Origin of the sequence: Desulfitobacterium sp. LBE (assembly GCF_007830365.1) — a bacterium.
GTDB lineage: Bacteria > Bacillota > Desulfitobacteriia > Desulfitobacteriales > Desulfitobacteriaceae > Desulfitobacterium > Desulfitobacterium hafniense.
Genome location: NZ_VLKD01000001.1, coordinates 1677215 through 1701713, shown reverse-complemented (window position 1 = coordinate 1701713; position 24499 = coordinate 1677215). Strand labels below are relative to the sequence as shown.

The 24499-nt window shown below is 47.5% G+C and carries 23 protein-coding genes; 18 read left to right on the top strand and 5 right to left on the bottom strand.

Going from position 1 to position 24499, the window contains the following annotated elements; genetic code table 11:
- Positions 1 to 49 precede the first annotated feature (49 nt).
- Positions 50 to 1375, bottom strand: a complete 1326-nt coding sequence (locus tag DESLBE_RS08115) for an alkyl/aryl-sulfatase (RefSeq protein WP_018305106.1) — start codon at positions 1373 to 1375, stop codon at positions 50 to 52.
- A gap of 223 nt (positions 1376 to 1598) precedes the next feature.
- Here DESLBE_RS08115 and DESLBE_RS08110 point away from each other — a divergent pair, with 223 nt between their 5' ends.
- The 17 genes from DESLBE_RS08110 (at position 1599) to DESLBE_RS08035 (ending at position 18539) form a co-directional block, all read left to right on the top strand.
- The gene (locus tag DESLBE_RS08110; RefSeq protein ID WP_005809348.1) at positions 1599 to 2732 is read left to right on the top strand and encodes a SpoIIE family protein phosphatase; all 1134 of its coding nucleotides are present in this window, start codon (positions 1599 to 1601) and stop codon (positions 2730 to 2732) included.
- A gap of 29 nt (positions 2733 to 2761) precedes the next feature.
- The gene (locus DESLBE_RS08105; RefSeq protein WP_018305107.1) at positions 2762 to 2977 is read left to right on the top strand and encodes a ferritin family protein; all 216 of its coding nucleotides are present in this window, start codon (positions 2762 to 2764) and stop codon (positions 2975 to 2977) included.
- Between the two features lie 150 nt (positions 2978 to 3127).
- Positions 3128 to 3448 carry a hypothetical protein gene (locus DESLBE_RS26945; RefSeq protein ID WP_242833947.1) on the top strand — a complete coding sequence of 107 codons (321 nt, stop codon included), beginning with the start codon at positions 3128 to 3130 and terminating at the stop codon, positions 3446 to 3448.
- A gap of 11 nt (positions 3449 to 3459) precedes the next feature.
- A complete protein-coding gene (locus tag DESLBE_RS08100; protein WP_242833948.1) occupies positions 3460 to 4209 on the top strand; it encodes a GGDEF domain-containing protein in 750 nt (249 codons plus the stop codon).
- A 6-nt stretch (positions 4210 to 4215) separates the two neighbouring features.
- The gene (locus DESLBE_RS08095; protein WP_018305108.1) at positions 4216 to 4902 is read left to right on the top strand and encodes a response regulator transcription factor; all 687 of its coding nucleotides are present in this window, start codon (positions 4216 to 4218) and stop codon (positions 4900 to 4902) included.
- Positions 4899 to 6635: a HAMP domain-containing sensor histidine kinase gene (locus DESLBE_RS08090; protein ID WP_018305109.1), complete on the top strand. Its 1737-nt coding sequence runs from the start codon at positions 4899 to 4901 to the stop codon at positions 6633 to 6635. The genes DESLBE_RS08095 and DESLBE_RS08090 overlap by 4 nt, the downstream gene beginning before the upstream one ends.
- A gap of 186 nt (positions 6636 to 6821) precedes the next feature.
- On the top strand, positions 6822 to 7901 hold the full coding sequence (locus DESLBE_RS08085) for a TolC family protein (RefSeq protein ID WP_015943643.1): 1080 nt from the start codon (positions 6822 to 6824) through the stop codon (positions 7899 to 7901).
- A gap of 20 nt (positions 7902 to 7921) precedes the next feature.
- On the top strand, positions 7922 to 9154 hold the full coding sequence (locus DESLBE_RS08080; RefSeq protein ID WP_018305110.1) for a TolC family protein: 1233 nt from the start codon (positions 7922 to 7924) through the stop codon (positions 9152 to 9154).
- Positions 9155 to 9172: 18 nt separating this feature from the next.
- Positions 9173 to 9865: a response regulator transcription factor gene (locus DESLBE_RS08075; RefSeq protein ID WP_011461250.1), complete on the top strand. Its 693-nt coding sequence runs from the start codon at positions 9173 to 9175 to the stop codon at positions 9863 to 9865.
- A gap of 99 nt (positions 9866 to 9964) precedes the next feature.
- Complete coding sequence (locus DESLBE_RS08070; protein ID WP_243131264.1) at positions 9965 to 11743, top strand: ATP-binding protein; 1779 nt, start codon at positions 9965 to 9967, stop codon at positions 11741 to 11743.
- 245 nt (positions 11744 to 11988) lie between these two features.
- Positions 11989 to 12384, top strand: a complete 396-nt coding sequence (locus DESLBE_RS08065) for a hypothetical protein (RefSeq protein ID WP_243131263.1) — start codon at positions 11989 to 11991, stop codon at positions 12382 to 12384.
- Positions 12385 to 12440: 56 nt separating this feature from the next.
- Complete coding sequence (locus DESLBE_RS08060; RefSeq protein ID WP_018305113.1) at positions 12441 to 13814, top strand: efflux RND transporter periplasmic adaptor subunit; 1374 nt, start codon at positions 12441 to 12443, stop codon at positions 13812 to 13814.
- Between the two features lie 12 nt (positions 13815 to 13826).
- On the top strand, positions 13827 to 14579 hold the full coding sequence (locus DESLBE_RS08055; protein WP_018305114.1) for an ABC transporter ATP-binding protein: 753 nt from the start codon (positions 13827 to 13829) through the stop codon (positions 14577 to 14579).
- Positions 14576 to 15850 carry an ABC transporter permease gene (locus tag DESLBE_RS08050; RefSeq protein WP_018213435.1) on the top strand — a complete coding sequence of 425 codons (1275 nt, stop codon included), beginning with the start codon at positions 14576 to 14578 and terminating at the stop codon, positions 15848 to 15850. The genes DESLBE_RS08055 and DESLBE_RS08050 overlap by 4 nt, the downstream gene beginning before the upstream one ends.
- 260 nt (positions 15851 to 16110) lie before the next feature.
- Positions 16111 to 16740: an SGNH/GDSL hydrolase family protein gene (locus DESLBE_RS08045; RefSeq protein WP_144676257.1), complete on the top strand. Its 630-nt coding sequence runs from the start codon at positions 16111 to 16113 to the stop codon at positions 16738 to 16740.
- A gap of 11 nt (positions 16741 to 16751) precedes the next feature.
- Entirely contained in the window at positions 16752 to 18158 is a 1407-nt protein-coding gene (locus DESLBE_RS08040; protein WP_144676255.1) for an MBOAT family O-acyltransferase, read from the top strand.
- Positions 18159 to 18248: 90 nt separating this feature from the next.
- A complete protein-coding gene (locus tag DESLBE_RS08035) occupies positions 18249 to 18539 on the top strand; it encodes a DHHW family protein (protein WP_243131262.1) in 291 nt (96 codons plus the stop codon).
- 11 nt (positions 18540 to 18550) lie between these two features.
- On the opposite strand, the gene DESLBE_RS08030 is transcribed toward DESLBE_RS08035, so the two are convergent.
- The 4 genes from DESLBE_RS08030 to DESLBE_RS08010 all read right to left on the bottom strand — a co-directional run bounded on the left by DESLBE_RS08030 (position 18551) and on the right by DESLBE_RS08010 (position 23202).
- Positions 18551 to 19408, bottom strand: coding sequence for an MBL fold metallo-hydrolase (locus tag DESLBE_RS08030; RefSeq protein WP_243131261.1), 858 nt, complete (start codon positions 19406 to 19408; stop codon positions 18551 to 18553).
- Between the two features lie 993 nt (positions 19409 to 20401).
- Positions 20402 to 21883 (bottom strand): energy-coupling factor ABC transporter ATP-binding protein, encoded by a 1482-nt coding sequence (locus tag DESLBE_RS08020; protein WP_144676249.1) that lies wholly within the window; start codon positions 21881 to 21883, stop codon positions 20402 to 20404.
- Positions 21884 to 21895: 12 nt separating this feature from the next.
- A complete protein-coding gene (locus DESLBE_RS08015; RefSeq protein WP_144676247.1) occupies positions 21896 to 22594 on the bottom strand; it encodes an energy-coupling factor transporter transmembrane component T in 699 nt (232 codons plus the stop codon).
- Positions 22591 to 23202, bottom strand: a complete 612-nt coding sequence (locus DESLBE_RS08010; RefSeq protein WP_243131260.1) for an MptD family putative ECF transporter S component — start codon at positions 23200 to 23202, stop codon at positions 22591 to 22593. Before DESLBE_RS08010 ends, DESLBE_RS08015 begins: the two co-directional genes overlap by 4 nt.
- A gap of 197 nt (positions 23203 to 23399) precedes the next feature.
- On the opposite strand from DESLBE_RS08010, the gene DESLBE_RS08005 reads away from it, so the two are divergent.
- Entirely contained in the window at positions 23400 to 24362 is a 963-nt protein-coding gene (locus DESLBE_RS08005) for an AraC family transcriptional regulator (protein WP_144676243.1), read from the top strand.
- Positions 24363 to 24499: the final 137 nt, after the last annotated feature.

The window sequence follows — 24499 nt, the reverse complement described above, 5'->3', positions numbered from 1 at the left end:
TTTTGAATTTTGATTATCACTTATGCTGGTTATCGCTTATGGGGAACTCTTATCCCTCGTTCCTCTTAGCCATGTCCATGGCTGCGCCGGCCAGTTTAGCCTGACCGCCCTTGCCCAGAAGCTCTTTGGCACATGCCAGATAGTAATGCCGGGCATTGGCACTGACCTGCATCCGGCCAAGGTGGATGAGGCCTTCCGCTTTAAGGGCTTTGCTTTCTGCCACTTTTTGCCCGGCATCCAGGAGAGTATCACACAGCTCAACACCCCACTGCTCATCCTCATGTTCAATAGCCTGTTTGGCCTCAGCATAGACTTTTTCAGCTCCGCCCATAATGGCCAGGGTTTTTTCTGCTTTAATCCTCATCGGCAAAGAGCTTAATTTGGTAGGATTTCCGTCAAACCAGCCCAGGTAGCCTGTGTAAATGGAACGGACAGTCCACTCCACGGTGCCATAATACTCCTGGAGATTGGGCAGGGCCGCCCACTTTTCAGGCAATTTGACTGTGTCAACCAACTGATCCATGGTCATGCCCTTGTTCATACCCTTTAAGGTTTCTTCCAATATGTATTGAATGGCATCACGGTAATTCGTTAAATTCTCCCGGACAGCTTCCTTGCCGCTGATCGCCTTAGTATGGCCTGGTAAGAGGTGCTCGGCATCATAGGCAAGCATAGCGTCAAGTGAGCTTACCCATTGACTGATGTCCCGGTATTGTCCGCCGCGAATGGCGTAAAGATTGGGCCAGGAATGGTAATAATTATCCCCGCTGCACAGCACCTTAAACTGGGGCAGCCAAATGAATAACTGGTCATCGGTTTCTCCGGGGGCCCCTACCAGGTGTACTTCAATACCGTCGAGGTTCAGTGTTAAACAGTCTTCGGAAAACCACCGTGTCGGCTTCAGGGTGGCTTTGGTGCTGTTGAGCTCATTCATAGGACCTATCCCTACAGAAATAACCTCTTCCGGTGTCAGGCCCACGCCAAATTGTCTTGCTCCCCGGATAGCTGCGATATCTTTGAGCAGCTCAGAGCGTGTGTATTGGGGATAGGCCGGAGTTCTGGCGATAATTTCACACCCCCCGGCAGCGAAAACTCCGGCGCCGGCGGTATGGTCAAAGTGGTGGTAATGGGTGAAGATAATGGTTTTAATCGGTTTAGCTGTGAATTGGCGAAGTTCCGCTAAGGCCTCTTCGGCAGCTTCACGTCCATTCAGGGTATCGATCAGGACACAGCTTTCCCTGCCTTCGATCAAGGTTGCGGTACTGCCGCCATAGCCCAACATAAAATAAACCCGGTCCGTAATTTTGGTGATGCCTTTAGGAAAACCGGTCTTTGCTTCTTCTATTAGTTTTTGCTCACCCAGATAACGATTCATTGAAATTCCCCCATTTACTTTGATATCAAACTATCTTTATCTCTATATTACTTGGATATCAAAGTAATTACAAGAAAAAATAAATAGAACTTCGTTTGTCGAAAAATGCAAATTTAAGACGATTTTTTAAAGCATTTTTTGGATAAGATGTTATAATTGGATCAAAGAGGATTTTCGAGATGGAAGGAAGAACCCGTTATAAAGGGTTGGGAGGTACATATCGGTGGAGAGCAACTTTGAGCTGGTAAAAATAACGAAAACCATAACCGATATGCTGGATGACCATATCCTGGTTTGCAATACTGAAGGGAAGATTGTGTTTGCCAATCGGATCATGCAGGCCCGCTTAGGCTATCAAGAAGCAGAGTTAGAACATAAGAGTTTTTGGGATATCGTTGAAGACAGGCATGGTGATAAGGCCAAAGCCTTTATAGCCAGTGCGGCGGAGCCATCCGGCTGGGAGAGGTTTTTGTTGAAAGGCCAGCAAGGGATTGTGAGCCTTCACCTCAAATTTCTGCTGAAGGAAGAGTATATCTATATTTATGGCAATGAAAAATATATTGAGTATGAGAGAATACGAAAAAAGCTGGATGTTGAAATAGCGAATGCGGTTAAGATTCATAAACGCACCCTGCCGGAGCGCCTTCCTGATACGGAGCAGATCTCTTTTGCTTCCTTATATATTCCGGCAGAAGAATTGGGCGGAGATATCTTCGATGCTTTTAGAGTCGATCACGGGCTGCTCAATGATTATTTTGAACAATATGTATGTTACATAGCCGATGTTTCCGGACATGGCCTGGACAGCGCGATGCTGGCCATTTTTGTCAAAGACACGATCAATAGTTTTTTCCGACTGAAGCATATCCCGGGACAGATGCTGTCTCCCCAGGAAATCGTGGATTTTTTTGTTGAGCACTATCTAAAAGAGGGGTATCCCGAAGAATACCTGGTTTGCCTGTTCATGGTTGTTTTTGATTTAAAGACCAAAGAATTAACTTATTGCAATGCGGGGTTTCACATTTGCCCTCTATTAATCAAGGATGAAGAGCATATCATAGAGCTGAATAATGGGGGACTGCCTGTTTCCACAGGTATACACCCTGACCTGTTAAAGTATGGGGATTCCTGCCACCATTTATCGCCAAACATGACGTTGTTTATTATGTCCGATGGATTGCCTGAGCAGCAGTCTGAGAATGGGCTCTATCAGGAGCGCTTAAAAAAGCTGATCACAGAAATTTATTGCTTGAAGCCCACTCAGATAGTGGAAGAAATTCATAAAGATTTTACCAGTTTTTTAAGCTATGAAAAAATCAGGGATGATATCACATTGGTTGCAGTAAAACTGAGCTAAGCATTGGCCGAGGAGAGGAGGGAGTTTGTATGCAGCAAATATTGAATGGTATTTTAGAGGCCATCGAGGATGAGATAAAGGCCCAGAAACATTATCAAACGCTGGCTGAAAATGCGGCGGACCCGAAGGTCAAAAAGTTCTTTGAACAATTGAAAAAAGATGAGGAAGAGCATGAGCAGGCCCTGCGCACCCGTTACGAAGCTTTTATGAAATTGCAGGCAGCGGACCAACGGGAGAACATCTGATCTTGAAGCAGGAATTTTTCCTGCTTTTATTTTTTACGCTAGCGCGTATTTCTTTCTTAGGATGGAGCTTTATTTTACCGGACTTTCTTTTGCTGTATAATAACAACTGTTCTAATAAGATTTAGTTTCGCAACTGTGGGAGGATACTGAATGATTCTTTTCAACATCAATATGGCGACTATTTTAGTGGTTCTCGTTTTAGGCCATCTTTTAACAGGTGCGCTGATCATTGCCTATATAGGGCCACAAGACCGAAGCAAGGCGGTCAAAATGTTTCTATTGGCGAAATTTCTCCAGCCTATCGCTTGGCTTATTCTCGGCCTGCGAGGTGCTGTGCCCAGTATGGCTTTGGTAGCGGTGGGCAATTCGGCCTTGTTTACGGGTGCATCGTTGTCTTTATTGGGGCGACAGCATACGGCTTTCCGGAAAACGTCAGGATCACCTTTGCCTCCTCGATCACAGCCATATTAATGGTATATCCCGTGTATAAGCTGTTTAGAGATAAGAAAGCTTCCCGGCTGCAGAAAGGAATTGCCGTCCTTTACAGTATTACCATACTGTTTCTGCTCTTCAGGGCGGTTGCGGCTTTAACGACAGACATGGATATGAATTTGGCCTCGACAAGCATTTTCAATACCTGGCTGTTTTTACTCCTCTACATCGTAATGCTGGTGGGAAGCACCGGGTTTATTCTCTTGGACAAAGAAAAACAGGACGAGGAACTGCTGAAAGCGGCGTCCTTTGACGGCTTAACCAATATATTGAACCGCAAAACCTTTATCGAGCGCTCCAATGCGGTTATTTCATTGTACTTGAGAGAGCAAGAGCAAATCGCTTTCTTGCTGATTGATATTGACGACTTTAAAAAAATCAACGATAAGTACGGGCACTTTGTCGGGGATGCCGTACTGCAGGATTTTGCCGATACCCTTAGAAAACAATTGCGGGATTATGACTTGTTCGGCAGATATGGGGGAGAGGAATTTGCCATATTGCTTCCCGGGACAGATGAGAAACAGGTTAAAGAAGTTGCGGAGCGGCTGCGGGGGACCATCGCGAACTCCTCTGTTGACACCGGCCTTAAAATAAACTATACCATAAGCGTGGGGTACTGCAGCATCACTCCGGATCAGGAAACAACGATTGATATGCTTTATAAACTTTGCGATCAGGCCCTTTATATGGCCAAAGCCCATGGAAAAAACTGCTGTAGGAAGGCGGCTGAAGTATAAAGCCAGATGAGGTATGGGATGAATAAAGTATTGGTGGTTGAAGATGAAGATATATTGCGCGAAGTGATTGTCGATTATTTGGTTGAGAATGGATATCAGGCCTTAGAGGCTGCAAACGGAGAAAAAGCCTTAGAGCTCTTTCAAGCCAACTCCGTGGATTTGGTGATCTTGGATATTGTTCTGCCCAAGGTTGACGGTTGGTCGGTATGCCGCAGAATTCGCAGGAATTCCGGTATCCCCATTATCATTTTGACGGCCCGTTCCGATGAGGATGACTCTCTCCTGGGCTATGAGCTGGGAGCGGATGATTATCTGATCAAACCCTATAGTCCCCGGGTGCTCATGGCCAAGGTAAAACGGTTTCTGGAAAAAACCTCAGACACTGTGGAGGAAATGCAGATCTCAGCCGGCGGAATTCTCCTCAATCTGGGGTCAAGATGTGTTTCCGTAGAGGGCGATCCCATCAATCTGACCCATACGGAATTCGAAATTCTCGCTTACTTAATGCAGAACAAAGGGCTGGTCATAACCAGAGAACAATTGATCACGAAACTATGGGGTTATGATTTTTATGGTGATGAAAAGACAGTGAACAGCCATATCCGCAACCTGCGCTCCAAGCTGGGCAGCAAAGGCAGCAGCATTGTTACGGTGATCCGTTCGGGATATAAATTCACAGAGGAACAGCTATGACGAAAAGCATTGTCTTTAAATGGTTCCTGCTGACCGCTCTCTTATTCTCCACGCTGTTTTTAGTCATGGGCATCACCCAGAATTACTTTTTTGAGAAGTATTATATTGACAGGAAATCTGATACTCTCAGACTGGATATGAAGGAATACACAGAGCGGGCGGCAATGATGGGAGCGGAAGCGGCTTCCCAAGAGCTCTATAAGCATAACCGGGTCTGGATTACGGAATTGGATGAATATGGACGGATCCGCGATGTGGAAAATTACTATATTGAAGTGAAGTTAAAGGATGAGGCGCAGGATCATTGGCGGATCCCCATGTACTCTTTTGCCGGGGAATTTTCTGCCGATGTGCTATCATCCCTAAAGGTCGGGGACGGGGTCCTTATCGATACGGTCAATATAGGAGAGGAAAGGATACCTTATCATATCCAGACCGGCTCCACAGGTGTTGTCAATTTAAATCTTGCCAACAAGCTCCATGGGCCTCAGGCCGATCAAGCCTATAGTCACCTGAGCACCGGGCTGTACAAGGGAACGGTAACGAAAACCGTATTTCCGGAACGGCCGGAATCTATTGCCTTTCCCTATCAGGAACATTATTTTTTGGAACAGGTCAAAGAATTTCAAGCCGGTCTGCTGGCTGAGCAGGGGCAGCCTCTTCAGGACAGCAAAGAGTGGGGGGCTGTAGAGAATTTTGCGGAGTATAAGCTGATCAGCGAACCGATTAGGGAACATGGGGCAAAGGGATATATTTTCGCCATGACTTCTCTCCAGCCGGTGGATGAGGCCATCGGGGTGATCCGGCAATTCTATCCTTACTTTTTAGGAGTTGCCTTGCTGTGCATGCTGGTTTTGGCCTTCGTTCTTTCCAAATGGCTGGCCAAGCCTCTCCTATCCATCAACCGGATCACAGGGAAGATAGCGGCGATGGATTTTACCGAAAAGCTGCCGGTGGGTTCTGAGGATGAGATCGGCCAGTTATCCCGAAATATCAATCACCTGTCCAGCCGGATGGAAGGATATATTGAGCAATTGAAGCGGGATCTCGATCAAGAAAAGCGCTTGGAAAAGACACGGAAGGAATTTATCGCCGGAGTATCCCATGAACTGAAAACCCCCCTGGCTGTGATGAAAAGTTGTCTGGCGATTATCAAAGACGGCATTGCCTCTGAAAAAAGAGAGCATTATTTTCAGGCCATGGAAGAGGAAATAGAGCGGATGGATGTGCTGGTTGTGAATATGCTGGATCTGGCTAAGTTTGCCTCAGGCACCTATAAGCCGGAAATGGCTCCTTTTGCCATCGATCAGGCGATTGCCGAAGCAGCCAGGTCATTGGCTGAGCCCATCGGGGAGAAAAATCTCACCCTTACCTTAAACCTTTGTTCTCTGCGGGTCGTAGGGCATCAAGGACTGATCAGCCGCGTGATCACCAATTTTCTCAGTAATGCCATCCGGCATACGGAGAAGGGCGGGGTTATCGTCATTGCGGTCAGCGATCAGGGGCAGACTGCGGAAATAAGCGTAGAAAACCAGGGAAGCCCCCTGGCAGAAGCAGACAGGAAAAAGATCTGGGAGCAATTCTACCGCGGGGAGGCGAGGGCAGCCAAAGCAGGTACGGGTCTGGGACTTGCTCTGTCCAAGGAGATACTGGAACTTCATCATGGGGTTTATGGTGTGGAAAATACCCGGGACGGCGTCCGCTTTTTCTTTACCTTGCCGGTACGGCCCTGATTTTGTGACGAAGACAAGGGGTTTAGATTTCCGCCGTTTTGGGCGATCTCTAAACCCCTTGTCTTTTATTAATTTGTAATTATTTAACGCTGAGTCTGCCACAATGTTTCATAGCCATGCCATTTTTCCGCCATATTCTTTTGCTATTGTTCAAGATACAATACATTAACAAAGCAGGTGAATACGGTGAAAAAATACATAGTAGGGATTTCTGCGGCCTTGATCATGGTATTTGGTGCTTACACGGCCTATGGAGCAGAGGATAGTCTGGATATCGAAAAAGTTGCCATCAAAGCGATCCAATACTCAACAGAGGTTAAAGCTAAAGCAAGTGCGGCCGATCTTACTCTTGACAGATACGGCAAGGACTTGCATGTGACCAATGCCTGGAGCGCAAGCAGTGTGATCTATGCTCCCTTGAATGCCCAGTATCAGATTGATCTGAGTTACGGAGACCTGCAAATAACCGAAAGCTCGGTAAGATTGAGTGCCTATCAGCACTACATAACGATGTTGAAAAACAAATACAAAGTCGAGCTGCAGCAGAAATTTGTGGATAAACTTACAATTGAAAATGAAGATGCGGAGAATAAGCTTAAATCCGGCGGGATATCGGAATATGATGCCGGGATGATCGCCGCGAATCTGGCCAAGGAACGGATTACCCTTAAAAAATACCAGAGATCATACGATGCCGATGTGATTAATTTAAATAAAGTTATGGGAGAGCCGGTGCTGAATAAATACGCAAACTTTATAGACCAAAACATCAAACCGTCGGCCACCCTCAGACCTCTGGAGGACTATATCCAAGCCGGTCTAGCCAGCAGATATGAAGTGACAAGTGCTGAGAGTTCTCTGGAAGTAACCAAAGTTAGGCAGGCCATCGAGGCTCCGGATAAAAGCCAGAGCATGCCCCTTGATTATTATCAGGCCACAACCCAGTATGACCTGGCCCAGGGGCAAAATGAAATCGCTAAAGCCAGGATCCAGGTAGAGCTTGATTTGACTTCAGGATACAGCGAACTTGAGTCACGGCTGAGGACTTGGGAAAACACCAAAATCCTCCTGGAGTCGGCGCAAAGTGATTATGATCTTGTCAAACAAAACTATGATTTAGGAAGAGCAGGCAAGGACGAGCTGATCACTGCGGAAAAAGACTATATGGAGGCTCAGATCCAGGTGAAAAATGCGGAATTGGATGCCTGGCTTTTTCAAATGAAGATGGAGCTGGCCAGCGGCATAGGCCCTGGCATATCACAATAGACGAATAGGGAGGGTATATCATGAAAAAGATACTAAGCCTGGTCATGGCCTTGATAGTAATAATTGCAGTTTCCGTTCCTATGGCGACTTTGGCCGGGGAGGAAACAGCAGGTGCGGATAATACAACGGTTAAGAGTGAAACAGGTGAGGTTGTTGAGGCCGTTGAAGAAATTGAGTCAGTTGAGACGGTTGAGGCAGTTGAGGCAGTTGAGGCAGTTACAGTTATTGATACACTGTCTTTAGAGAAAGCTTATGAGACTATCGAAGAACATAACCAGGAATTAAAACTGATGAATGACAAAATTAACCTCTATGAAAAGCAATACCAGGAGGCCGTGGCCAGATCGGACTGGGCCAAGGGAAAATTCATTGGCGGCGATGAAGAGCAGAATGTAACCTATAGGAAAGAAGAACTTTTATATCCCAAACAAAGATTGCTTGAACTGGATGGAGCCAAACATGAAAGAGAAGAAAAATTAAAGGAATTGAAAGCCGGTGTCAAGAAACAGTATCTGGAGATAGGCGTGTTTCAGGAAGAGCTGGCCAATACTCAGAGTGAGCTGGCCGCCCTGGATAAAACCATAGAACATACACAGACCCAAATCAACTCAGGGAGTCTTCCCCAATCAGCCTTAAAGCAATATGACGCCCAAAGAGTTCAGATGCTGTCCAGGATAGAAGCAACCCAGAGGCAGATCAGCCTTAATCTCAAGGGGCTGGAAAGAGATCTGGGCGTAAAACTGGCCGGGCAAACAAAGCTGGAACCATTAGCTGGAGAACCGGTGCTGTTTGATGATGGGGATATTGCCAACGAGATAAGCAAAGCTTGGGAAGACAGCTATGACTATCTAAGCCAGCAGGGCCAATTGGAACTAGCCGAGATAGAATGTGATATCATCAGGTATAATACCTATATAGACAATAACCTGAATCAGCTTCACCAGCTTGAAGCAAGCGTCAGCAATAACCAGGCTAAACTGGAACAAGTAAAGCCCAATCTGGAAGCAACCCTTTGGAATAAGTACTATGAATTAAAGAATCTTGAAGGGGATCTGGAAATAGAAAAAATCAACCTTGAGGATGCCGAGTACACATTGAGTATCACGCAATCCAAGGAAGGATTGGGAACGGCCAAAGGGAGCAGTGTCGTGGATGATACCATTGCCTTAAACCAGCAAAAAGTCAAGCTCCAAAAAGCAATCAATGCTTATAGTTTAGCGGTGGATGAATTAAACAGCTTATTGACAAAATAGGTTTGAGGTGAGTTTTCATTGAGCACAGCGGGACATATTTTGATTTGTGATGACCAGTTAATCATTCACGAGACGATTGCAGCTTATCTGAAAGCGGAAGGATTTACTTACGGTTCGGCCTATGACGGGGAAGAGGCTCTGCAAAAAGCTTATGAAACCGCACCGGATTTGATTATCCTTGATCTGATGATGCCCAAACTCAGCGGTATGGAAGTCTGCCGGACCCTGCGCAAAACCACGGACGTCCCCATCATCATGCTGACCGCCAAGGGTGAGGAAATCGACAAGATCCTGGGGCTTGAGCTGGGAGCGGATGATTATATTGTCAAGCCTTTCAGCCCCAGGGAGGTAGTGGCCCGGGTAAAAACCGTTCTGCGCCGCAAGCTTCCCCAAAGCAAAGATACTGAGCCCATCTTGAAATATGACGGACTGGAGATCAATATCTCATCCTATGAACTGCGCCTGAATGGAACGCCGGTCAGCTGCACGCCCAAGGAAGTTGAGGTTTTATATCTGCTTGCCGCTCATCCGGGCCAGGTGTTTAACCGGGAGCAGATCATTCAGAATGTCTGGGGTTCCGATTACTTCGGCGATACGCGAAGCGTGGATACACAGATCAAGCGCATTCGCCAAAAACTGGCCGGTGAGAAGATGAAGTGGGGCATTAAAAGCATTTATGGAGTAGGGTACAAATTTGAGGTGTTAAGTTAACAAAAGTGAATTATACAAAAGGATTTGCTGTAGATGCAGTCAATCTTTGCAAAGGCTGCAGCCATCACTAGAGGCTGCTACAGCAGGAATGGAAGTACCGTGAAGAAGAAGAGCTCGTTTCTTAAGCGCATCCTAATACTAATGATCACCACAATTGCCTTGTATAGCTTCCTGATCACCATCTTTTTTTGGTTTACAACCAATGATATGTTCAGGGAATTGCAAACCCGCGAACTTAAACCCAGTGCGGAAGCCATCGCTGATTTGGTGTTGAACTATCAACAGGGGACTATGAGCAAAGATGATCTTGAGGAACATTTTAATCTTAACAAAGGGATATGGAACTTTGTTGTTCATGTTTATGATGTGCAGGGCAACCTGATTATTAAAAATGAAGAAATTTTAACCACTTTGTTCCGGGGAAAAAATGCGGAGATTGGGCTGAACCTTAACCCTGTTTTGAAAGAATATTTCAGCTCCGTTTTATCCGGGGATAGTGTGGTTGCTAACAAGGGGCCCTTTTTGATAGTAGGCCAGCCCATTATGCATAACGACAGCATTGTTGGCATGGTTTTCCTGGGCAAGCCGCAGATCGAGATTTTTACCGCCCTATCCGGACTTAACCGCTCCATCTGGATAAGCGCCTTAGGCGTTCTTTTGCTGTTATCTTTTCCCCTCTATCGAGCCGCACGGTATATTGCTCATCCATTAAAACAAATGCGTGATGTAGCCATTAGTATGGCAAACGGCAATCTTAAGGAACAGGCCAATGAAAAATATGGGGGAGAGATCGGCGAACTGGCCCACTCCCTTAACTATTTATCCGCAAGGTTATCTGAGACCATTGCCGCATTGGAATTGGAAAGAAACCGGCTGAAACAAACCATTGATGGTCTCGCCGAAGGAATTGTGGCCATAGATAATGAGGGGAATTTTACTCATATTAATCCTTCAATCCAGAGGATTTTTGGTGAAAACTCAGGCGAGGGACGGATGAGTTTAATACCCAGTCAAGAACTATGGGAAGATTTTGACGCTGTTCTCGCCCAAGGATATACCATCGTCCGCAGTTTGCAGTGGAAGCAGATGCTTTTAAGAGTCACAATTTGTCCGCTGGAGGATGAAACCCATCATATTGCCGGTGTCGTTGGTTTATTCCGCGATATAACAGAATCAGAACGGTTGGAGCAAACCAGGCGCGAGTATGTTGCCAATGTTTCTCATGAACTGCGCACACCCGTATCGGCCCTCAGGGCTTTATCGGAAACACTGGCCGACGGCATGGTAAGTGATGAGGAGACCAAAAACCGCTACTACAATCATATGCTCCATGAAACCATGCGGCTTACACGACTGATCAACGATCTGCTTACCCTGTCCCGCCTGCAGTCTCACACAGAGCCGGTGCACACCGAAGCATTCCTGATCAACGAGGTAACGGGCAGTGTAGCTGAACGGTATAAACCGCTGGCCCAGAAAAAAGGCTTAAGATTTGATTATTCACCATTGGTCCATGATCTGAAAGTCATGAGCAACATGGATTTAGTTGAACAAGTTCTGATCATTCTTCTGGATAATGCCATAAAGTATACTCAATCAGGCGGCGGGATTTCCTTAGGCACTGTCCTCGATAAAGATAGGGTTAAAGTTTCTGTAGCGGATACGGGAATGGGGATTGCTCCGGAAGACCTCCCCCATATCTTTGAAAGGTTTTACAAAGCCGATAAGGCCCACTCCACGCAGGGAACGGGATTGGGGCTGGCCATCGCCTTTGAAATCAGTCAGCGTTTAGGTGAAGAAATTTATGTGGAAAGCCATTTGGATGAAGGCAGTACCTTTACGTTCACTTTATCCTACAACGGTGCTTCGGCCTCCTGAAATGCAAACCCGCCGACGAGATGCTTCTTTTAATCAGAACACTATCGTATGAGTATAAGTTAGGTAGTAAAATATAATGCCTAACAATAGTTTACAAGGGCAGATGACTCCCGTATATACCGGAAGTCATCTGCCCTTGTATGTTTATGCTTGCCATAATCTTTCATCCTCATGCCATTTTCTTGCCACAATGCTTTGTTATGATTTTAGTTATTAAGCAAAGAAATCAGGTGAATGGAATGGGGTTGGAAAAACTAATTTTAGTGTGTGTCACAGACCAGAAAAACTGTGCAAGGCTCATAAAAGCAGGGGATATCCTTGCCAAATCCCCGGCCATGAAGATGAAGATCTTAAGCGTACAGCCATCTAAAGAGGTGCAAAAACTTGAAGATACCTATCTGGAATATCTGTTTAATGTGTGCAAGTCAATGAATGCGGAAATGAAGGTATACTGGGGAGAGGATGTCAACCGGATAGCCATCGATTATATAAGGCACGAGTGCATCAGGCAGCTGGTAGTAGGGGAGCCGGAAAAAATGGAACCGGGGAATTTTGTCTACGAAGTTCACCAGGCCTTTCCCGACCTCCCTATTTTAGTTGTAGACCGCTTGAATAATCATAGAAACTTAAGTTCTTTTTGAAGTAATGGATAGTTCCACAAAATTAAAAACAGAAACGTCATTGAGGAGGAGCCAGGATGGATAAATCAAAATTGCTGAAAAAACTGAGAAAACCCAAAAGAACAACCCTTATAGCCGCTCTGGCGGTTGTGGTCATTGGCATATGGGGGATAACAGCTTTGTTGGGAGGGAGTAAAAGCGCTTCTGCCAATGTGGCCCATACCAAACTCGCTAAAACTGAATTGATCAATAGTGTCGATGTATCAGGGAGTATTAAAAGCAAAAACACCCAAAAAGTTTATTCAACCTTAAGCTACTCAGTCAAAGAAATCTATGTCAATATTGGGGACAAAGTTGAGGCCGGGGAGCCCCTGGCTCAGCTGGACACATCGTCCTTAGAGCTTGATATAGCGCAACAGCGCAGCACCTTTGAAGCGTCGCAAAAAACCGGAACCATAAATCTAGAAAGCAAAAAGCGGATCTATGAAGATACGAAAAAGCAATATGAAAATGGCATGAATACGGAACTGCTCAATGCAGAAAACAGTCTGAAGTCGGCAGAAAATGATTTAACAACGAAGAAAAATACCTATGAAAACAATGTAGAGTCCTATAAATTCGGCGCGGTATCCAAACAGGAGCTGGATCAGTCGGAAGCCGGTTACAAGCTGGCCCAGAACACCTATAATAAAGCGGCGGCAAGCCTGGAAGCCGCCAAAATAAAGGCTGCCCAGGATGTAAAAACAGCCGAAGCAAACTACAACAGTGCTCTGGCTGACTATAACAATGACAGCCAGAAAATAGCGCTGGATAAGCTGGAAAAAAATCTCGCCGACGCCACGATCAAAGCCCCCATAAGCGGTGTTGTGACCGCCGTGTATGCTGAAGCGGGTTCGCCGGGAAACGGTCTCTTATTCGTGGTTGAGGATGCGGAGAAGCTTACCATAACAACCTATGTCAAAGAATATGACGCCGATAAAGTCAAGCCAGGGCAGATGGTCAATATTAAAACAGATGCAACTGAAGATGAACTCTTTGCCGGTCAGGTGGTGAGAATTTCCCCTGCCTCCACCAAGACCGCCAATGGCACCACCGATACTTCCAATACAACGGTAGAGTTTGAGACAGAAGTTGATATTTTAGAGCCTGATGACCAGTTGAAAATCGGCATGAACGCACGGCTTAACATCATTATCGAAAAGAAAGCCGATGTATACTCAGTACCTTATGATGCTGTCAGCGTCAACGACCAGGGACAAAGTATTGTCTATATCCTCACCGGAGAAAATGGCCAGCAAAGGATGGAAGAGACGGTGGTAGAAGTGGGCATGATGACAGATTACTATACTGAGATTTCAGGAGAAGGGCTGGCTGACGGTGTCCTGGTAGTGAATAATGCTGCCAGTGCCGGAACCGGGGATAAGGCCCGCCCCGGGGCAGCTATGAAATAAGGCGGAGGCATTATGAATGAAAAGATGATAGAAATTCGCGACCTTGTCAAAAAGTTTTATATTGACACCCCCAATGAATTGGAAATTTTAAAGAATATTTCACTCACGGTAGGGAAAGGGGAATTCATATCCATAGTGGGAGCCTCCGGATCGGGAAAAAGTACCCTGATGAATGTCATCGGTGCTCTGGATCGCCCTACCTCAGGTGAATATATACTGGACGGCGCGCCAATCCAGAATATGTCGGATCTCGAGCTTTCCGATATTAGAAACAGGAAAATAGGTTTTGTCTTTCAGACCTTTAATCTCATCCCCCGCAATTCCGCCCTGAAAAATGTTGAGCTGCCCATGCTCTATGCAGGAATGGGCAACAGAGAAAGAAGAGAAAAGGCTGAAGATCTTTTAAAACTCGTCGGGATGGAAGATCGCCTGGATCACCTGCCCAATGAGCTTTCCGGCGGACAAAAACAAAGGGTCGCCATCTCAAGGGCCTTGGCCAATGATCCGGCGATCATCCTGGCGGATGAACCCACGGGCGCCCTGGATTCGGTCACAGGACGGATGGTCATGGACCTTTTTCATCAGATCCATGAAACCAAAGGCACCACCATTGTCCTGATCACCCATAATTACGAGTTGGCTGAAGAAACAGATCGGATCGTGACTTTGAAAGACGGCATAATTATCGATGAACAAATCCGCCCTAAGACCCCCGCCTCTATAGGCAGCGGGTGCCAGAGTGAGGAGCGAGGTGAGAACGGGTGAACATGGTTGAAAATATCTTACTGGCCTTGGCCGCCTTAAAGGCTAATAAAATGCGGGCAATCTTAACCATGCTGGGGATCATTATCGGCATCGCCTCGGTCATCGCCATAGTAACCGTCGGCAACTCCCTGACGGCTTCGATCACATCCACGATGGAAGAGATGGGGGCCAATTCGATTGTGGTTAGTGTCAGGGAACGAGGAGGGGATGAGTTTGGCGGCGGACCTCGTGGCCCCAACCAGGCTGCGGCTACCCCGGAAGAAAGCGATCTTTTCTCAGAGGACACGATTGAAGCCTTTGCCTCACGATTCGGGGACAGAGTTGAAGCCATCAGTTTATCCCAAGGTGTCGGCAGTGCGAAAGCTCAGGACGGCAGGCTCTATGCCAATATCAGTGTAACCGGAGTTAATGATGGCTATGAAAAGGCCAATAATCTAGATCTTCTCTTCGGCCGGTTTATAACGGAGAAAGATGTGAAGTCCGTAAAAAAAGTTGCCGTGGTATCGGATAAATTGGTGAATAACATGTTTTCAGCCGGAGTAGATCCCTTAGGCCAGGAAATAAAAATCTATTCTTCAGATGACATCGAAGTCTACACCATTATTGGGGTTTACCAATATGAAGCTTCGGCCTTTGGACCGGACTCTTCTTCAGAGCGGGATACAAGGACTAACTTTTATATACCGGTCAGTTTAGCCAAACAGGACAGCACCACCAAAAACTATCAGTCCTTTACCATCGTTACCAAAACCGGTGTGAATGCCGCCACCTTTACCGAAGACATCAAAAGCTACTTCGCCAAGGTTTACGAAAAAAACACGAAATGGGAAGTGGGCGTCATGAACATGGAGAGTACGATTTCCAGTATGACCTCCATGCTGAGCACGGTTTCCATCGCCATTTCCATCATCGCTGCCATATCCTTGTTAGTCGGTGGTATCGGTGTGATGAATATTATGCTGGTATCAGTTACAGAACGCACCCGTGAGATCGGGACAAGGAAAGCCTTGGGGGCCAGGAATTCTTATATCAAGATGCAATTCATCGTGGAGTCGGTGATTATCTGTGTTATAGGAGGTATCATCGGTATTATCCTGGGTCTTGTCCTGGGCATGCTTGGCTCGACCCTTTTAGGATACCCGGCAAGCACCTCCATCGGCATCATCATCTTAAGCGTTTCGGTAACCATGGTGATTGGCGTATTTTTCGGATACTATCCAGCCAATAAAGCTGCCAAACTTGATCCCATCGAAGCCCTTCGCTATGAATAAGATAGGGAGTGGATAGCGGCTTTTTTCTTTCCTAAATCTTGCCCAGCGGGAGTAGGGGAAATGTCAAAAAAGAGAGTAAGATAAGCAGAGGTACAGCAAAACAGGCCGGCAGTGACAACGCTGGCCTGTTTTAGTTGATCTGTTTAATAAAAACTGCAATGCAGCCTAAGACATATCCCAACTTGACCTCATCTGCACCTGTTCTGCATTTGGCTGTAGTAACATCTGTTCATCCGATCAAGAAAAGAGGGGTTGTTAAGATGAAAAAGATAATCGCAGGTTTCCTGATGGGGATACTTCTGCTGGGTATGACGGCCTGCGGGAAGGGGACCGGGACTGCCGAAGAGGATGTGGCTAAGGTGACGGATGGCGCGGCCAAATTTGAGAACAGTGTATTTATAGGCGATTCCCTTACCGAAGGTTTTGCCTTTAATGAAATCCTGCCCCGAGAACAGGTTATCGCGGGGGCGGGTGCCACAGCCGGATTTTCTTATGATGATCTGGATGCTTTGGCTGAGAAGAAGCCGGATCAGGTCTTTATCATGTTGGGATCCGTGGATATCCTCATGCCGGTGGAGGATCCTCAGGAATTATTCAGAGAGGATTTGACGAAGCTGATCAACAGGATCAAGGAAGAGCTGCCCGGCGCTGAAATCTATCTCCAATCCATAACCCCTGTAGCTCAGGAAGCCTTAGAACAAGAACCCCGCTATGCAGGAATCGGGGAATATAACGGGATCTTAAAAGAGGTGGCGGGCCAATCAGCGGTTCATTATGTCGATATCGGAGTCATGGCCAGGGAAAATCCCGCTTTATATGCTGAAGATGGTATCCACTTTCAGAAAGAATTTTATCAGCTCTGGCTGCAGAAACTCTCTGAATCGTTATAGAGGAGAGACCGATGCTTTTCAGCAGCCTGCTCTTTACCTTTGCTTTTTTGCCGGTCACCGTTCTTCTCTATTATTGCTTGGGAAGGCGGCTGAGGAATAGTGTTCTGCTTACGGCCAGCCTGTTTTTCTACGCCTGGGGAGAGCCCGTCTATGTGTTGTTGCTCTGCGGTTCCATCCTGATCAATTATGGACTGGGCACTTTTTTGGGCAGCGATGAGGCCGGTGGAGGAAAGAGGAAGCTCTTTTTAATCATCAGCCTGGTGTTTAATTTAGGCTCCCTCATTTATTTTAAGTATTTGGCCATGATCCTAAGTACGTTCACAGCCATGGGCGGCTGGAATGTGCCGGGGGAAGCACCGGCCCTTCCCCTGGGAATCTCCTTTTACACCTTTCAGACCCTATCCTATGGGATCGATGTGTATAGAGGAAAAATAAAACCTCAGAAAAGCCTGCTGCTTTTTGCCTTGTATATTGCTATGTTCCCTCAGCTGGTGGCCGGGCCGATTGTGAAGTATGCAGACATCGAATCCCAGTTAGGGAACCGGAGCATGACCTTCAAGGCATTTTACGCCGGGATGGGGCGGTTCCTGGGCGGCCTGGCCAAGAAAATGCTGCTGGCCAATCCTCTGGGCCTGCTCTGGGCCGAAGTAAAAGCCATGCCCGGTACAGAAATGTCGGCTTTTTTGGCCTGGGCTGGGATTATAGCGTTTACCCTGCAGATTTATTTCGATTTCAGCGGCTATTCCGATATGGCCATCGGCTTAGGCAAGATGTTTGGCTTCCGCTTTAAGGAAAACTTCCGGCATCCCTATATGGCGCAAAGCGTCTCGGAATTTTGGCGGAGGTGGCATATTTCCCTGGGCTCATGGTTTAAGGACTATGTCTATATTCCACTGGGCGGGAGCCGTGCCGGGAAGTGGAAACTGCTGCGGAATCTGCTCATCGTCTGGTTTCTCACCGGGCTCTGGCATGGTGCAAGCTGGAATTTCGTTTTATGGGGGCTTTATTTTGGAACTTTAATAGGTATAGAAAAGTTGTTTTTGCAGACCCGGCTGCCGGGCTGGCCCCGGGCCGTCCGGCACAGCTACCTGTTGCTGCTGGTCGTTATAGGCTGGGTGTTCTTTGAATTTACCAGCCTGGCGGATGGGTTGGGTTTTCTGGGAAGTATGTTGGGAAGGGGAGGAAAGGGGTTTATTGATGCCCATGCCATTATGAAGCTAAAGGCTTATGCCCTTTTATACAGCGTTGGTATCTTTGCCGCATCGCCTGGACCGGGGAAACTGGCATCGTTATGGCAAAGAGTTTGTGGCGGTAACCATCAATGGGCGGTGAGCCTGTATTATTGTGTGCTGCTGTTTTTGGCGACGGCCTCTATGGTGGGATCAACCTATAACCCCTTTATTTATTTTCGATTTTAGCCCGGAGGAAGGAGATTGGAGATGGGGATATAAGGATATGAGGAGATGAGAATACGTGGAATACAAAAATATGGATATGAGGATATAAGAATGAGAAACAGTGGAAATTTTGCCATGCTCCGGCATGCTGTCGGTATGCTTCCTTTTTTATTGATACTTGCTATGTTGATCTTGCATCTGGCTCTGCCGGATAAGACCTTTTCGAAAGTGGAGCGGCGCTATTTAGCCCAATGGCCTGTTTTTCATATTGAGGAGGTAATCGACGGCAGTTATGAACGCAAGGTAGAGTCCTATTTTTCCGATCAGTTTCCCTTGCGGAATTTTTGGGTGTATATTGAGAAGAGTTCCAGGGGGATTTTACGGGCATCTACCCCAATCTAAACCGACGCAGATTAATAATACTCAAGCTGCAATCCCGTCCCGACTTCTTCCACATTTAAACTTTTTGCCAAGGCGATCTTGGGCCGCAAGCTGGTACAGTGACAGGCCCGAATGGTCTGGGGAGCAACGTTTTCAAGAAATTCTTTGGTTTTTTCCATCTGGATAGGACCCGGATTAATTAAATGAAGCCCACCTATAATATCAATAACACGTTCATCCCGGCAGACTTTTTGCGCATACTTCGTGATATTGCATATTCCTGCATGAGAACAACCAGTGATAATAATCAACCCTTTGCTGCCTTTGTAGACGAGGGCTGAATCATCCAGGATATAATCGTCTTGACCTTCGGTATTCTTATAGACTTTCCCCAAAGGGGTGAGGTTTTCAAAATCATTGCTTCGTTCGATCTCTCCTAAAAATACTAAATTCTCGGTAAGCCATAAGGGTTCTCTGCTGAGTTGCAGTTGAAAATGGCAAGTTATTTCGGCTTCAGGAATTCCGCAGCCTATTTCACCCCAGGGACTGTCTATTTTAGACAAAAAGCACTCCGGATGGGCGATTAAAGTTGGTTTATCCTTTAAGTTGGTTTTTCCTTGATTTTGATAAAAATCAATTAAACTTTTTAACCCTCCCGTATGATCGATATGCCCATGGGAAAGAACCAAATAGTCAAGGTCAGAAAGGTCAAGATTCATTTTTTCAGAATTCTGCAGAAAAATACCGGTATGACCGGTATCAAAAAGAACCTTTTTTCCGTCTGCTTCAATATAGATAGAAAGCCCGGGTTCAGTTAGAAAGTACCTGTCTTGGAAATGGGGATTATTGGACAAAATCGTGTTGTTATCCACCAGAACTGTCAGCTTCAAGTTAGCATCCTCCTTACAATTGATCTTACCTTCACTAATTTTGAGTGCTCTCCTGGAAGGAGATCCCATACTTTTATGTATTTAGTATAGTTTGAAAGTTTCTGCTTTTCATTAGTACTCTCTGCTAATTAGGGTCAAGATCCTTTATCCTGACAAGCGGACGGGGGATTCGTTAAAATCGTATGTTGCACGAACAACGGCGTGGGTAATCCGATATACACCACCTATACTATTAAACCTGTTAGTTCTACTGTAGCTCCAAAACCATGGAGTAATCCACCGCTGGTGGGCCAGTGTCCAAGGGAAGTGCTAATTCCGCTAACAGAGCTGCTATCGATTTACACGAATAGCGGAGGGATCAATGAAGCTATACAACGTGTCAATAAAGCTGTGCCTCGTATTCAACTACCAGATCGAAGCTATTACTTACTGAATGTACCGTTAAATAAGATTGCCAAAGGTGTGTTTACGGACAAAAATGGTTTAGAGCCTCTCAGTCCCAGCTTGTGGTGGCCGGATGACCGTACTTGGTGTGTAGCGACCGAGATCGATTTCAGATGGACTTATATTGGTGGTTCACAGGCATGTATTAATGAATTGCTTGACCATGAGCAGTTAGAAAATCTAGCAACAAAACCTGAACATCGAGGGGACTATGCAAGCGATGTAGTCAATGGACCAGTTTATCCGTATTGATGCGATAATACAGGCACTATTTCATAATCTCAATGAAATCCCAGAAAAAGAGAGGGGTTGATTGAGCCGGTTGCCATCCATGGCAATTACATAACAGGCAGTTTCCGAATCTAAGAGTTAATGAATGTAAGATGACGCTGCGGGACTTCCCGGGACGTTATACGATAGCCCAAAGGGTTTATTGTTATGGAAAAATACGGTATAATATGCTTGGGGGTGAAATTATGCGAGCGATTAATGATATTATGGCGAAACGAGACCAAATGGAATTATTAGATTAAGCACTGAACAACTTGTTCAGTGCTTGTTTGCAATTTGAGGCTGGGCCATCCCGAACAAAGCCCGGAGTCTTGCCTCATTATCACGGGTTACCGCCAGATCTTCCGGCACTCCCTTCGCGTCGAAATGGAGGACCCGGGAGCAAGCCTGGCAAATCAATTCGACGTCATGGGTCACCACAAAGATGATTTTGCCCTGCTGGGCCAGCTTTTTCAGGAGTTCCGCCACCTGGACCATGCCGTCATAGTCGAGGCCGCTGGTGGGCTCGTCAAAGACAAGCACCTCTTTGCCGCATACCATGCTGGCCGCTACGGCGACGCGCTGTTTCTGTCCGCCGGAGAGGGTGTTGGGATGACGCTCCTTCAGTCCTTGCAGGCCAAGCTCTGTGAGAGTCTTCTCGATCAGGGAGTGGTCCGGATTTTTGATGCCGAAGGCGCACTCTTTGCTCACACTCTCAGCAAAAAGCTGATAATTCACATCCTGCATAACCATATAGGCGCTTTTTCGCCTGGCATTAGGCTGGACTTCCTTGCCTTTCCAAAGAAACCTGCCCCCGCAGTTCTTGTGCAGGCCGCAGAGGGCTCTGGAGAAAGTGGTTTTTCCCGTCCCGTTATGCCCGACCACACCGATGATTTCGCCGCCGGCAGCCTGCAGGGAGATATTCTTAAGAATGGTGTGCTTTTTATAGCGCAAATCTACATTCTGCAGGGTCAGGACAGGGGAGTCGGTAAGGGTGCGCTTTTCCACAGGATGGACCCTATTGAGGTCCACGGCCCGCAGGCCCATGAGGGAGCGCGCATCATCGGGCAAAGCTGCCAGCTGGGAGGGGGTGTAGATTCCGGCGACCCGCCCTTCCTCCAGATAGACGATCCGATCCGCCAGATCCATAAGATAGTGGAGCCGGTGTTCGGCAATGAGCACTGTTTTTCCCTGGCTCTTGATCAGCCGCAGATGGTCCTTAAGTTCCCGGATGGCTTTCATGTCCAGATTCGAAGAGGGTTCATCCAGCAGATAAACCTGCGGATTCATGGCATAAACAGAGGCAAAAGCGATTTTTTGCTTCTCGCCGCCGGACAGTTCGAAAATATTCCGCCCCAGCAGCTGACCGATGTGGAGGTCCTCTGCCGTTCCCTTGACCCGCCGGTGAAGCTCTTCGGTTGGCAGAGCTTCGTTCTCAATGCCGAAGGCAATTTCGCTGTCGGTGTCCACGTTAAAAAACTGGGTGCGCGGGTTTTGGAATACGGATCCCACTTTCCCGGCGATTTGGTACATAGGGGTTTGGGCAATGTCCAGACCGTTGACCACCACCCGCCCGGTCAGCTCCCCGGCGAAGAAGTAGGGAATAAGACCGTTGACCAGCCGGGTGACGGTGGTTTTTCCGCAGCCGCTGCGGCCGCAGAACAGGACGCATTCGCCGCTTTCAATAGTTAGGTTTAACTCGCTGAGGTTTCCGGAGGTTTGTCCGGCATAGGCAAAAGAAACATTTTCAAATTGGATCACAGCTTCCCCTCCTTACAGGAACTGCCCTGCGGCAAAATAAATCCCAAAGCAGAACACCGTCAACAAATCCACGAGCCCGAAGCGGATCTGGGTCAGACAGGTGCGGGGGGCAGGGTTCTCAATTCCTCTGGTGACTGAGGCAATGGACAGTTCGTCCGCAGCCCGGGAGGCCGACATCATGAGGGGGACGTACAGGCATTCCGCTGTCATGACAGGTTGGGTGAGGAGCCCTTTGAGGGAAGGGGACACATCCCGCAGACCCATGGCGTCTTTAATGAAGCGCCAGTCCTCCCGGATGGTGGGCAGGTAGCGCAGCATGACCGCCAGAGGGATGGTCAGGGATTTGGGAGCGCGGATTCGATGCATAGCGGAAAGAAATTCGCTGACTTTAGTGGTGGCAATCACGATCCCCGCCAGAAATCCGCAGGGGTAGACCTTATGGAACAGGCCCAGAAAGGCGATCAGAGTGGTTTGCAGGGTTGTCTCCCCACCGGCAAGGGCGGCTTTTGTCAAAAGAAAAAGGACAGCGTAGACCATCAGCCCGACCAAGGCGTAGAGTCCTTTCCCACCTAAAATCCCCAGGAGAGCAATCAGCGACACCAGCCCCAGCACATAACTCAGGCTGGGGGCCATAGCGGTAGAGAGGACGCAGAGCAGAATCAGCAGGATTTTGGTCCGGGGATCGAACCTAAGGTGAGGGCTTCCGTTCATGCCGTGATGCCCGCCTTTGCAAATTGTTTTTTCAGCAGCCTGCTCCCCACCCAGCCGCTGAGGGCCGCCACGGCCACGGTGCCAAGAATGATTGCGTAGGGCATCCAGCCTTGGGCTGCGGCGTTCATGGTCTCGATATAACTTGCCGAGGTGCCGCCCTCCAGCATATAGCTGCCCCAGGTGACCGGGTCGGCAAAAAAGCAAAGATAGGAACCTGTGCAGCCAAGGCTCAGGCAGATATAGGCCAGAATATTCATTTTGACACTCTTATACTTCTTCGTTCCGGCAAGGAAATCACCCAGTATACCGCCCAGGACATACCCGAGATCCATTGCCCAGTGCATGCCGGCGGCGAACCAGATGATGCCGATCAATATCCCCGCCAGGGCGATGGGGCCCCGCTTGGGCACTTTGGCCACAAGCAGCAGAAACACGGGGCCGCCCAAGAGTGCAGCACTCAAAGGCATATAAAATGTGGTGACCGGGTTGGGAGCCAGAGGCAGTCCGCCGATTAGCATGGTAACCCAGAGCAGGGCTGTAAAAATGCCGATGGTGACCAGATCCTTAACGGTCAGGCCCAGCTTGTTCAGGTAAGTTTGATTGGCCATAAATAAATCCTCCTCAATAAAAGCTGGCATATCCCTCCGATTGACGGCAATTTGGATATGTGCTAATATCACAGTTAGACGAGGCTAACAGTGATATCTCAAACATACTATGCCGGGGATTTTCGGGCAATGGCTCTTGCGGAGCTTCGTCTGTTTCCGATAAAATTGCGTCCGATCGTGGCAGGAGGGTGATCCCAGTGACCGATGTTATTGAGGAAGTCTATGCCCCCATCCTTACCCAAAACGGATTTGTTCCCAGACCGGAAAATAAGCGTTTCGGTGCAATGGGGTTGTGCTGGGAGCTGATCGGGGAGCATGGCGCCGGATACTACTGGACCTATGGGCAAAGAGATCTGTTTGATATCAAGATCCATGACTTTTATTTTAATCAGGACATGATGATTGAGTTCCGTTTGCCGGCCTGTCTGAGCATTACCTATTATGAGTCGGTTTCGGGTGAGGAGCTGAGCCCTTGTCGTCCCCTGAGCGCCGGATGCATCAAGGCCTTTGTAGGGGGCGATACTCCTTGCCGAGTGCTGATTCACGGGGGAATCCCCGTTCGCTGCATTGGCATTGAGATCATGCCGGCCTATTATGAGGATTATCTGAAGCGGCAATATCCCGGGGAGTATGTGAATCCTTTGGCGGCCTTTCAAACTCTTGACCAGACCGAGCATTTCCCAGAGATGGTGCGGCTGCTGGATCAGGTGAAAAACTATCGGGGCAGCGGTATCGCGGCCAAGCTGTTTTACGAAGGCAAGGTAGCCGAGGCGGTATCTTTGGTGGTAGAGCGGCATAAAGGACATCTTCAGAGCACGAAGCTCCAACTGGCAGACCGTGACAGAAAGCAGATCGAAACCGTAACCGCTTATATAAACGACCACTACCCTTGCGAACTGTCCCTGGAGCAGCTCTCCAAAATTGCCTGCATGGGCACGACCAAGCTGAAAACCTCTTTCCGGATCGTTCATGACTGCACCATCACCGAGTACATCCAGCAGCGGCGGATGAGCCGGGCCCAATATCTGCTCTCCGGGACGGATCTTACCATCGGTCAGGTTGCCCAAACCGTGGGGTATAAAAGTGCCAGCCGTTTTGCCGAGCTCTTCAAGAAGAACACGGGTTTACGGCCTGGTGAGTACCGGAAAATATCAGGCTGATTTGGCCGGGTCGAAAGAAAGTTATCCTACTATACACGATAGGCGGTTGTCTCTTGGGAATTGATCTCAATGATCTTCCTATAGATTTAGCCGCCTTTTTGTGTTTAGAATAAGAGAAGATGGACTAGTGTAACGCT

What these genes read in the sequence shown, in the direction of transcription:
- DESLBE_RS08115 (WP_018305106.1), bottom strand. Translation starts at nt 1,375, where the DNA reads ATGAATCGTTATCTGGGTGAGCAAAAACTAATAGAAGAAGCAAAGACC.
- DESLBE_RS08105 (WP_018305107.1), top strand. Translation starts at nt 2,762, where the DNA reads ATGCAGCAAATATTGAATGGTATTTTAGAGGCCATCGAGGATGAGATA.
- DESLBE_RS26945 (WP_242833947.1), top strand. Translation starts at nt 3,128, where the DNA reads ATGATTCTTTTCAACATCAATATGGCGACTATTTTAGTGGTTCTCGTT.
- DESLBE_RS08095 (WP_018305108.1), top strand. Translation starts at nt 4,216, where the DNA reads ATGAGGTATGGGATGAATAAAGTATTGGTGGTTGAAGATGAAGATATA.
- DESLBE_RS08090 (WP_018305109.1), top strand. Translation starts at nt 4,899, where the DNA reads ATGACGAAAAGCATTGTCTTTAAATGGTTCCTGCTGACCGCTCTCTTA.
- DESLBE_RS08080 (WP_018305110.1), top strand. Translation starts at nt 7,922, where the DNA reads ATGAAAAAGATACTAAGCCTGGTCATGGCCTTGATAGTAATAATTGCA.
- DESLBE_RS08060 (WP_018305113.1), top strand. Translation starts at nt 12,441, where the DNA reads ATGGATAAATCAAAATTGCTGAAAAAACTGAGAAAACCCAAAAGAACA.
- DESLBE_RS08055 (WP_018305114.1), top strand. Translation starts at nt 13,827, where the DNA reads ATGAATGAAAAGATGATAGAAATTCGCGACCTTGTCAAAAAGTTTTAT.
- DESLBE_RS08045 (WP_144676257.1), top strand. Translation starts at nt 16,111, where the DNA reads ATGAAAAAGATAATCGCAGGTTTCCTGATGGGGATACTTCTGCTGGGT.
- DESLBE_RS08040 (WP_144676255.1), top strand. Translation starts at nt 16,752, where the DNA reads ATGCTTTTCAGCAGCCTGCTCTTTACCTTTGCTTTTTTGCCGGTCACC.
- DESLBE_RS08035 (WP_243131262.1), top strand. Translation starts at nt 18,249, where the DNA reads ATGAGAAACAGTGGAAATTTTGCCATGCTCCGGCATGCTGTCGGTATG.
- DESLBE_RS08015 (WP_144676247.1), bottom strand. Translation starts at nt 22,594, where the DNA reads ATGAACGGAAGCCCTCACCTTAGGTTCGATCCCCGGACCAAAATCCTG.
- DESLBE_RS08010 (WP_243131260.1), bottom strand. Translation starts at nt 23,202, where the DNA reads ATGGCCAATCAAACTTACCTGAACAAGCTGGGCCTGACCGTTAAGGAT.